This is a genomic window from Saccharopolyspora sp. NPDC002686 (assembly GCF_040295745.1).
GTDB classification, from domain to species: Bacteria; Actinomycetota; Actinomycetes; order Mycobacteriales; family Pseudonocardiaceae; genus Saccharopolyspora; species Saccharopolyspora oryzae.
On record NZ_JBEOVY010000293.1, the window covers coordinates 1 to 10,154 of the forward strand.

Below are 10,154 nucleotides of genomic sequence, written 5' to 3' on the forward strand. Positions count from 1 at the left end.
GCCCCCCGCCCCCACCGGCTTATCGACCGCAGCCCCAAATTCCATTGAAATCGGACCTTCGATTTCAATGGAATTTGCGGCCCGTCGGTGTGTCGGGGTCCGACACGCCGATGTGCGCGGAGGACCGCGGGGGCTGGGATTGATCGTGTTCGGCGTCGTTGTTCCTGGGCGTTGTGGCAGGGTGAGGTCGTGCGAATCCTGGTCGTCGAGGACGAGAAGCCGTTGGCCGACGCGGTCGCTCGCGGGCTGCGGCGGGACGGCATGGCCGTGGACGTCGCCTACGACGGCGAGAGCGGTCAGGAGAAGGCGTCGATCACCCGCTACGACGTGGTGGTGCTCGACCGCGACCTGCCCGGCATGTCCGGCGACGAGCTGTGCCGGGAGCTGATCAACTCCGGTGAGCTGACCCGGGTGCTGATGCTCACCGCGAGCGGCACGGTCGCCGACCGCGTCGCCGGGCTGTCCCTGGGCGCCGACGACTACCTGGCCAAGCCGTTCGCCTTCGCCGAGCTGGTCGCCCGCGTGCGGGCGCTGGGGCGGCGCGCGACACCCGCTCAGCCGCCGCTGCTCACCGCGCTGGAGCTGGAGCTGGATCCGGCGCGGCGCACGGTTCACCGGAGCGATGGCGAGATCGAGCTGACCCGCAAGGAGTTCGGCGTCCTGGAGGTCCTGCTGTCGGCCGGTGGCGCCGTGGTGAGCTCCGAGGAGCTGCTGGAGCGGGTCTGGGACGAGAACGCCGACCCGTTCACCACGACCGTGCGGGTCACCATGATGACCTTGCGCAAGAAGCTGGGGGAGCCGGGCGTCATCGAGACCGTGGTCGGCTCCGGCTACCGGGTGCCGTCGGCGGGACGCGCCGAGCACGCCCGGGACTGATCCGATGAGCGCGTCCGCCCGGTCGTTCTCCCGCCGCGGGCCCGGCCTCCGGCTCCGCCTGACGCTGCTCGCGACCGGACTGGTCGCGGTGGTCAGCGGTCTGCTGCTGTGGTTGGGCTGGGTGCTGGTGGGCAACGTGGTGGCCGCGGTGCCGCAGCTGCCGGACGGCACGCTCGTCCGGGTGCACGGCGTGGACGTGCCGGCGCCGTTGCTGGGGGAGGCGTTGCGCGACTCGGCGCGGCAGCAGGTCCTGCTCATCGGCGGGGGCGCTTTCGTCGCCGTCGTGCTGGCTGCCGCATTGCTGGCGTGGACGGTGTCCGGCCGGGTGCTGCGCCCGCTGCAGGAAGTGACGGCCACCGCGCGGCGGCTTTCGGCCGAGTCGCTGGACGAGCGGATCGCGCTGAGCGGTCCGCGCGACGAAGTGGCACGCCTCGCCGACACCTTCGACGAGATGCTCGACCGGTTGCAGGCGGCTTTCGACTCGCAGCGCCGGTTCGTCGCCAACGCCAGCCACGAGCTGCGCACTCCGCTGTCGGTGATCCGCACGGAGCTGGAAGTCACGCTGTCCGATCCCGACGCCGACGAGGCGGAGCTGCGCCGGATGGCCGAGGTGGTCCGCGAAGCCACGGCCCGCGCGGAACGCCTGGTGGAGTCCCTGCTCCTGCTGGCGCGGACGGAAGGTGTCGAACTGGCGGTGCGCGAACCGGTCGACCTCGCCGAGGTGGCGGGGCGGGCCCGGCGGGCGGTGGAACCGGAGGTCCGCCAGCGCGGGCTGCGGGTGGAGTGCAGCGGTGAACCCGCGTTCGCGGTGGGCGACCCGGCGCTGCTGGAGCGGGTCGCGGGCAACCTGCTGGAGAACGCGGTGCGGCACAACGTCGACGGCGGTTGGGTGCAGGTCGTCATCGGCAGCGATCCGCGGTGGACAACGCTGCGCGTCGCGTCCTCGGGGCCGAACATCCTGCCGGAGCAGGTGGAAGCCCTCTTCGAACCGTTCCGCCGAGCAGGTGTCGAACGAACCGCCCGCAGCGGAGCGGGTTTGGGCCTGTCGATCGTCCAAGCAGCGGCGAAGGCCCATCACGGCCGAGTCCAAGCCGAAGCCCTCCCCACCGGAGGCCTCGCGGTCACCGTCCAACTCCCCGCCGCACCCTGACGAAGGGTCCGCTCCGTGAGCACTTTGTGGGGCTACAGCACCAGAAAAGGCTCACGGCCACGCACAGGAAAGCGGGGCCGGGACGAGTCGTCCCGGCCCCGCATCAGCTCACTTCGATCAGGCGGAGACCGATGCCACGCCCGGGTCGAGGAAGCGCTTGCCGTTGACCTTCTCCGAGATGCCCGCCCGGTCCAGGTACGGCGTGATGCCGCCCAGCCAGAACGGCCAGCCCGCGCCCAGGAGCATGCACAGGTCGATGTCCTGAGCCTCGGCGACCACGCCCTCGTCGAGCATGAGCCGGATCTCCTCGGCCAGTGCGTTCAGCGCCCGGTCGCGGACCTGCTCGGTCGTCGACGGCTCATCGCCCTGCTCCCACAGCGCCGCGACCTCGGGGTCGACGATCTGCTTGCCGGAGTCGTCGGTGGTCCACACCGCGGCCTTGCGGGCCTCGACGAAGCGCTGCATGTTGGCGCTGATGCCGAACCGGTCCGGGAAGGCCGCGTGCATCGTCTCGTTGACGTGCTGGGCGACCGCCGGGCCGACCAGCTGCAGCAGCACCATCGGGGTCATCGGCAGGCCCAGCGGCTCCAGGGCGTTGTCGGCGACCTCGAACGGCGTGCCCTCGTCGACGGTGGCGATGACCTCGCCCATGAACCGGGTCAGCAGCCGGTTGACCACGAACGCCGGGGCGTCCTTGACCAGCACGCAGGACTTCTTCAGCTGCTTGCCGACCTTGAACGCGGTGGCCAGCGAGGCGTCGTCGGTCTTCTCGCCGCGCACGACCTCCAGCAGCGGCAGGACCGCGACCGGGTTGAAGAAGTGGAAGCCGACGACCCGCTCCGGGTGCTGCAGCTGGGAGGCCATCTCGGTGATCGACAGCGACGAGGTGTTGGTCGCCAGGATCGCCTCGGCGGAGACGTGCTGCTCCAGCTCGGCGAACACCTTCTGCTTGACCGACATCTCCTCGAACACGGCCTCGATGACGAAGTCGGCGTCGGCGAACGCCGCCTTGTCCAGCGAGCCGGTGACCAGGGCCTTGAGCTTGTTCACCGCGTCCGGCGACAGGCGGCCCTTGGCGGCGAGCTTGTCGATCTCGCCGTGGATGTAGGCCACGCCGCGGTCGATGCGCTCCTGGTCGATGTCGGTGATGACGACCGGCACCTCCAGGCGGCGCACGAACAGCAGCGCCAGCTGCCCGGCCATCAGCCCGGCGCCGACCACGCCGACCTTCTTGACGTCGCGGGCCAGCGACTTGTCCGGCGCACCGGCCGGGCGCTTGGCGCGCTTCTGGGTCAGGTCGAACGAGTACAGCCCGGAGCGCAGCTCGTCGGACATCAGCGCGTCGGCCAGCGCCTCGGTCTCGGCCGCGTAGCCGGCGTCGAGGTCGTTGCCGCGGGCCAGCTCGATCAGCTCGACGGCCTTGGTCACCGCCGGGGAGGCCCCGTGGGTGCGGGACTCGACGATGCCCTTGGCGCGGGCGACGGCGTCGTCCCAGCCCTTGCCGCGGTCGATCTCCGGACGCGACACGGTCTGCTCGCCGTTGACCACGCGGACCGCCCAGCGGATCGACTCCTCGAGGAAGTCGGGGCTGTCCAGCAGCTCGTCGAAGATGCCCAGGCCGTGGGCCTTCTTCGGGTTGAGCATCCGGTTCTGGCTCAGCGCGTTCTCGATGATCACGGTGACCGCGGCGTCCGGACCGATCAGGTTCGGCAGCAGCTGGGTGCCGCCCCAGCCCGGGAACAGGCCCAGGAAGCACTCCGGGAACGCGACCATGCCCGCGGACTTCGACACCGTCCGGTAGTGGCAGGACAGCGCCAGCTCGAGACCGCCGCCGAGGGTCGCGCCGTTGACGAACGCGAAGGTCGGGATCTTCGACTCGGTCAGCCGGCGGAACACGTCGTGACCGGTCTTGGCGATCATGTGCGCGTGCTCGCGCTCGGTGATCCGGCCGATGCCCGACAGGTCGGCGCCCACGGCGAAGATGAACGGCTTGCCGGTGACCGCGATGGCCGCGGGCTCGGCGGCGAAGGCCTCGTCCAGCGCGGCGTTGAGGCTTTCCAGCCCGCCCGGGCCGAAGGTGGACGGCCGGGTGTGGTCGTGGCCGTTGTCGATGGTGATCAGCGCGAGCTTGCCGGCCAGGCCGGGCGCGTCGACGAGGCGGGTGTGCGCCTTGGTGACGACCTCGTCGGGGAACAGCGCGGCGAATTCGGTCACTGCTCGCCTCCTGCGTTGTAGTTCGGGTTCTCCCAGATGACCGTTCCGCCCATGCCGAAGCCGATGCACATGGTGGTGATGCCGTAGCGCACCTCGGGGTGCTCGGCGAAGTGGCGGGACAGCTGCGTCATCAGCCGCACGCCGGAGGAGGCCAGCGGGTGGCCGCAGGCGATCGCGCCGCCCCACGGGTTGACCCGCGGGTCGTCGTCGGAGATGCCGAAGTGCTCCAGGAAGGCCAGCACCTGCACCGCGAAGGCCTCGTTGATCTCGAACAGGCCGATGTCGTCGATGCTCAGCCCGGCGCGCTCCAGCGCCTTCTCGGTGGCCGGCACCGGACCGACGCCCATGACCTCGGGCTCGACACCGGCGAAGGCGTAGCCGACCAGCCGCATGCCGACCGGCAGGCCCAGCGACTCGGCGGTCTCGGCGTCGGCCAGCAGGCAGCCGGTGGCGCCGTCGTTGAGGCCCGCGGCGTTGCCCGGCGTGACCCGGCCGTGCGGGCGGAACGGCGTCTTCAGCCCGGCCAGCGCTTCCGCGGTGGTGCCCGGGCGCGGCGGCTCGTCGGCGGTGGCCAGGCCCCAGCCCTGCTCGGCGGAGCGGGTGGACACCGGCACCAGGTCCGGGCTGATCTTCCCGGCCTGCAGCGCCTCGTCGTAGCGCTGCTGGCTCAGGGCGGCGTAGGCGTCCGTGCGTTCCTTGGTCAGCGTCGGGAACCGGTCATGCAGGTTCTCCGCGGTCGAGCCCATGATCAGCGCGGACGGGTCGACGATCTTGTCCGACACGTAGCGCGGGTTGGGGTCGACGCCCTCGCCCATCGGGTGGTTGCCCATGTGCTCGACGCCGCCCGCGATCGCCACGTCGTACGCGCCGAAGGCGATGCCGCTGGCGATCGTGGTCACCGCGGTCATGGCGCCCGCGCACATCCGGTCGATGGCGAAGCCCGGGACCGACTTGGGCAGCCCGGCCAGCAGCGCGGCGCTGCGGCCGATGGTCAGGCCCTGGTCGCCGATCTGGGTGGTGGCGGCGATGCCGACCTCGTCGATGCGCTCCGGCGGCAGCTCCGGGTGCCGCCGCAGCAGCTCACGGATGACCTTGACGACCATGTCGTCGGCGCGGGTCTCGGCGTAGATGCCCTTGGAACCGGCCTTGCCGAACGGCGTGCGTACGCCGTCGACGAAGACCACGTCCCGAACCGCGGGGCGGCTGCGGCTGTCGGCGGGTGCCGACGCAGGTGCGGCCACGGCGTGCTCCTCACTGGCTTGGTGGATGGTGACCGGCCGGGTCCGCGCGGAGACTTACCGGCCGGTAACCGCACTCTAGCGCTTATTACCCGCCGGTAACCACACGGCCACCCCTGTCGGGTGTCTCACATGTTGATCGCGGGACGGCCAGCGCTGATCATCCACTCCCCGGACGCCGACGGCACCACGGCCGGTGAGCCGTGGTGCCATCAGCGAGCAGAGGTCACTCCGAGGGCGCGGTGGCGTGCAGCGCTTCGCTGATCGCTTCAGCGGTCAGCTCGAGCTGCCACCCGCGGGCGCCCTTCTCGCGCAGCAGCGCCTTCACCGCGGGCAGGCTCCGGTCTTCCGGCGGCGTCCAGCAGGTGCGCCGCACGAGGTCCGGGAGCAGCAGGTTCTCCACCGGCAGCCGGTTCTCCTCGGCGATCTTCGCCAGCGCCGAACGGGCCGCGGTCAGCCGCGCGGCTGCGTCCGGATCGCGGTCGGCCCACCGGTTCGTCGGGGGCGGGCCGTCGTTGTGGGAGGCCGGGGCGGGCAGCTCGTCGTTCTCGAGCCGCCGGGCCGACCGGAGCGCCTGCAACCACATCGAGGCCCGGCGCCGCTGCTGCCGACCGCCGAACACCGGCAGCGCGACCAGATCGGCCTCGGACTTCGGATTGGCCTGCGCGGCCTGCACGATCGAGGAATCGGGCAGCACCCGGCCCGGAGCGAGATCGCGGTCGCGGGCGAACTTGTCGCGGGTCTGCCACAGCGCGCGAACGGCGGCCAGCTGCCGCGGGTTGCGCACCCGGTGGATGCCCGACGTGCGGCGCCACGGTTCGGCGCGCGGGGGAGCGGGCTCGGCGGTGCGAACGGCCTCGAACTCCTCGAACGCCCACTCGAGCTTGCCCTGGTCCGCCAGCTCGTCGTGCATCGCATCGCGCAGGTCGACCAGCAGCTCGACGTCGAGCGCGGCGTAGACCAGCCAGTCCTGGGGGAGCGGGCGCCGCGACCAGTCGGCCGCGCTGTGCCCCTTCTCCAGCTGGTAGCCGAGCATGCGCTCCACGAGAGCGCCCAGCGAGACGCGCTCGAAGCCGGCCAGCCGCCCGGCCAGTTCGGTGTCGAACAGCTGCGCCGGGCGCAGGTCCAGCTCGGCCAAGCAGGGCAGGTCCTGCGAGGCGGCGTGCAGCACCCACTCGGTGTCGGCCAGCGCCGGCACCAGCGGATCGAGCTCGCCTCGCAGCGCGATCGGGTCCACCAGCACGGTCCCGGCACCTTGGCGGCGCAGTTGCACCAGGTAGGCGCGTTGCGAGTAGCGGTATCCCGAAGCGCGCTCGGTGTCCACGGCCACCGGTCCGGTGCCCGCGGCGAGCGCTGTCGCGGCGGCGCGCAACGCCGCCTGCGTGTCCACCACCGGCGGTACGCCGTCGGCGGGTTCGGTCAACAACACCGGTTCCGGGCGGTCGGACCCGACGGTCTCGGGGCTTGCAGCTTCCACGGCTACCAGACCTTACGTGCTTTGGTCCGGTCCGTGTGGCCACTCCGACCGAGCTCGTCGGGCCGACCGCTCCGGTGCAGGTGCGTCGGCGTCCGGATCAGCGGATCACGCCGGCCCGCATGGCCAGCGCGACCATCTGCGCCCGGTCGCCGGTGCCCAGCTTGCGCCCTATCCGCGACAGGTGGCTCTTCACCGTGAGCGCGGAGAGGTTCAGGGCCTCACCGATCTCCTTGTTGGAACGACCGTCGGCCACCAACTGGAGAACTTCGACCTCCCGTCCGGACAGCTCGCGAGGGGTGTTGTCCGTCCCGGGTACGCGGGTACCGGCGGCGAGCACCGGCGCCACGCTCGGGTCGGCGTACACCCCGCCGTCGAGCACTCGGCGCACACCGTCGGTGACCACCATCGGCGAGGCCGACTTCAGCAGGTACGCCTGCGCACCTGCTTGGAAGGCGGCCCGCACCGCGTACGGGTCGTCGGACGATGCGAGCACCACGATCCGGGGCCATCCCTGGCTCCGGAGTTCGGTGACCAGCTCGATGCCGGTCCCGTCCGGGAGCCCGAGATCGAGGATTGCGAGGTCGCACGGACCGGTCGCCAGAGCGCGAGCCCTGGCCTCGGCCATCGATGCGGCCTCGTGCACCGTGCCGGCGCCCATCTGCAGCAGCCGGGCGGCGATGGCCTCCCGGAGCAGCGGATGGTCATCCACCACGAGCACCGTGAACAGCTCTTCCCGCGGGTGCGGGACCATGTTGGCCGGCAAAGTGCCGGCAGGCGTGGTTCGAGCGGCCTGACCTAAGCCGACGGCAGCCACGTCACTACCTCCCTGGAGTCGGTCGTGCCCCCCGACCGGCACCGGGACTCTCGACCAATCAGCCGCGCCACTGATCGACCGAAAGTGGTGTCGTCGGGTGGCAGCGTAACCGCCCAAGCGGGTCAGCGGGACGATCAATCGGGTATCTATCCCGATCGAGTTGTCACTTGAGCATGATCAAGTCACGCTTTTGGGTGACTATCTGCAATCGCCGTAACGTCGGAGCGTGGCTAACCGACATAACACGAATGCGTATCGTGAAAAATTTGCGTGATCAACCGTTTCGCGGCCGGTGAGGGAACTTCGCGAATGGAAACAGGGCTTCGGCGTGTCGCGCGCTCGGCCTGTTCGCAGCACCTTACGCGCTGGAGTCGGCGGACACAGCCGGTGATCGGACGAAGGCGGATCAGTCGCGCGGCGCAACGCCGTTGGACGGACGGCCGAGCATCGAGACGCCTTCCGGCGGTAGCCCGGCTGCGCTCGCGATCAGTTCGTGGAACGCCGCCGCGTGCGGTCCCAGGTCGGCGTCGGTGGCCGTCCACGACCCGCGCAGCTCCAGATCGTGACTGCGGGACGGTCCGGCGATGTCGCCGAAGCGGGCCGAGGACGTCAGCGTGACCGTGCCGCCCAGGGCCGTCCACGACGCGCCGGAACCTTCGAGCGCATCGGTGAGCCACGACCAGCCGACGGCCGGCAGCAGCGGGTCGGTGGCCAGCTCCGGGTCGAGCTCGGCCCGCAGGAACACCACGAGCCGCAGCACGCCGTCCCACGCCTCCTGGCCCTCCGGGTCGTGCAGCAGGACCAGTCGAGCGGTGGCCAGCTCGCCGGCCGGGCCGTTCGCCTCGGCGGCCAGCGCGTGCGCCCACGGCGCGAGCCGCTTGGGCGGACCGACTTCGGACAGCTCGATCTCCGCACGCGGGCGAGCCGACGTCAACGTGGCAACTGCCTGCCGAAAAACCTCGGGCGCCGCCGCCATCTCCGTCACGGCGCAGACTCTAAGCGGCCGGATCCGGGTGATCACGGAGGCGCGCCGATCAAGCCCGGCTGTGGCCATCGGCACCCCGCTCCTCGGAGCCGTCGATCCCGGAGTTCCAGCGGGCGTTGAGGTTCCGCTCCCGGCGCCGCTACGCGGGGCGAGTTCGCACGGGGCCTCGTGCGAAGATTGGCCTGCCAGCCCGGTCCGCCGCCGTGGCACGCCCGTGCGGTACTCCGGGGATCGATCGACGTACGGACGCTGACCCCCGATGACGAATCCCGCGCCGGTCTCGGCCCGCCGAGACCTCTCCGACGCCCCCTTCCTCGTCGCCGCCCGCGGTGGCACCCCCCGGCACACCCCGGTCTGGTTCATGCGCCAGGCGGGTCGTTCGCTTCCCGAGTACCGGCGGGTCCGGGAGGGCGTGCCGATGCTGCAGGCGTGCCTGACCCCGGAGCTGGTCAGCGAGATCACCCTGCAGCCGGTGCGGCGGCACGGGGTGGACGCCGCGATCCTGTTCAGCGACATCGTGCTGCCGCTGTACGCCGCGGGCATCGGGCTGGACATCGTCGCGGGCACCGGGCCGGTGGTGGCCGAGCCGATCCGCAGCGCCGACGACGTCGCCGCGCTGCCGCAGCTGGCGCCGGAGCAGGTCGCGCCGGTCGCCGAGGCGGTCCGCCTGCTGGTCGGCGAGCTGGGGCAGACGCCGCTGATCGGGTTCGCCGGGGCGCCGTTCACGCTGGCCTCCTACCTGGTCGAGGGCGGTCCGAGCCGCAACCACGAGCGCACCAAGGCGCTGATGCACTCCGATCCGCAGACCTGGCACGCGCTGATGGAGAAGCTGTCGGCGGCGACGCTGCGGTTCCTGGAGGTGCAGCTGGCGGCCGGGGTCGACGCGATCCAGCTGTTCGACTCGTGGGCCGGGGCGCTCTCGCTGCGCGACTACCGCGAGTTCGTGCTGCCGCACAGCGAGCGGATCTTCGCCGGGGTCGCCGAGATCGCCGACGTGCCGAAGATCCACTTCGGGGTGGGCACCGGTGAGCTGCTCGGCGCGATGCGCACCGCCGGACCCGACGTGGTCGGCGTGGACTGGCGGGTGCCGCTGGACGACGCCGCGGCGCGGCTGCGCGCGGCCGTGCCCGGCGCGGGCGCGCCGGTGGTGCAGGGCAACCTCGACCCGGCGGTGCTGTTCGCCGGCTGGGACGCGGTGGAGCGCGAGGTGCGCCGGATCCTCGCCGAGGGCGAAGCGGCCGGCGGGCACATCTTCAACCTCGGCCACGGGGTGCTGCCGGCCACCGATCCGGAGGTGCTGACCCCGACCAAGTGCACAGATCGACCAGGCCGTCGAGCAGGCCAAGCAGAACGACGTGACGGTCGTGCTCACCAACGCCGCTTGGAGCGAGGCCAACGCC

At 71.6% G+C, this 10,154-nt stretch carries 8 protein-coding genes; 3 read left to right on the forward strand and 5 right to left on the reverse strand.

All coding sequences use genetic code 11. The features are described 5' to 3' along the window. Window positions 1–189: 189 nt before the first annotated feature. The gene (locus ABTZ89_RS29535; protein ID WP_270947960.1) at window positions 190–876 is read left to right on the forward strand and encodes a response regulator transcription factor; all 687 of its coding nucleotides are present in this window, start codon (window positions 190–192) and stop codon (window positions 874–876) included. A gap of 4 nt (window positions 877–880) precedes the next feature. Beyond that, window positions 881–2,026 carry a sensor histidine kinase gene (locus ABTZ89_RS29540; RefSeq protein ID WP_351050767.1) on the forward strand — a complete coding sequence of 382 codons (1,146 nt, stop codon included), beginning with the start codon at window positions 881–883 and terminating at the stop codon, window positions 2,024–2,026. Between the two features lie 117 nt (window positions 2,027–2,143). Here ABTZ89_RS29540 and ABTZ89_RS29545 read toward each other — a convergent pair whose 3' ends face one another. The 5 genes from ABTZ89_RS29545 to ABTZ89_RS29565 all read right to left on the reverse strand — a co-directional run bounded on the left by ABTZ89_RS29545 (window position 2,144) and on the right by ABTZ89_RS29565 (window position 8,754). Then, window positions 2,144–4,240 (reverse strand): 3-hydroxyacyl-CoA dehydrogenase NAD-binding domain-containing protein, encoded by a 2,097-nt coding sequence (locus ABTZ89_RS29545; RefSeq protein WP_351050770.1) that lies wholly within the window; start codon window positions 4,238–4,240, stop codon window positions 2,144–2,146. After that, on the reverse strand, window positions 4,237–5,481 hold the full coding sequence (locus ABTZ89_RS29550) for a thiolase family protein (RefSeq protein WP_351050773.1): 1,245 nt from the start codon (window positions 5,479–5,481) through the stop codon (window positions 4,237–4,239). Before ABTZ89_RS29550 ends, ABTZ89_RS29545 begins: the two co-directional genes overlap by 4 nt. A gap of 223 nt (window positions 5,482–5,704) precedes the next feature. Then, window positions 5,705–6,955 carry a ribonuclease D gene (locus ABTZ89_RS29555; RefSeq protein WP_351050776.1) on the reverse strand — a complete coding sequence of 417 codons (1,251 nt, stop codon included), beginning with the start codon at window positions 6,953–6,955 and terminating at the stop codon, window positions 5,705–5,707. Between the two features lie 97 nt (window positions 6,956–7,052). Beyond that, window positions 7,053–7,706, reverse strand: a complete 654-nt coding sequence (locus ABTZ89_RS29560) for a response regulator (RefSeq protein WP_175548076.1) — start codon at window positions 7,704–7,706, stop codon at window positions 7,053–7,055. A 469-nt stretch (window positions 7,707–8,175) separates the two neighbouring features. After that, window positions 8,176–8,754, reverse strand: coding sequence for a DUF3000 domain-containing protein (locus tag ABTZ89_RS29565; protein WP_502949613.1), 579 nt, complete (start codon window positions 8,752–8,754; stop codon window positions 8,176–8,178). 259 nt (window positions 8,755–9,013) lie between these two features. Between ABTZ89_RS29565 and hemE the strand changes: the two genes are divergently transcribed. After that, window positions 9,014–10,154: uroporphyrinogen decarboxylase (gene hemE / locus ABTZ89_RS29570; protein ID WP_351050779.1), on the forward strand; the 1,141-nt coding region annotated here is incomplete at its 3' end.

Coding starts and splice junctions, on each gene's coding strand:
- ABTZ89_RS29540 (WP_351050767.1), top strand. CDS start 881: ATGAGCGCGTCCGCCCGGTCGTTCTCCCGCCGCGGGCCCGGCCTCCGG.
- ABTZ89_RS29560 (WP_175548076.1), bottom strand. CDS start 7,706: ATGGTCCCGCACCCGCGGGAAGAGCTGTTCACGGTGCTCGTGGTGGAT.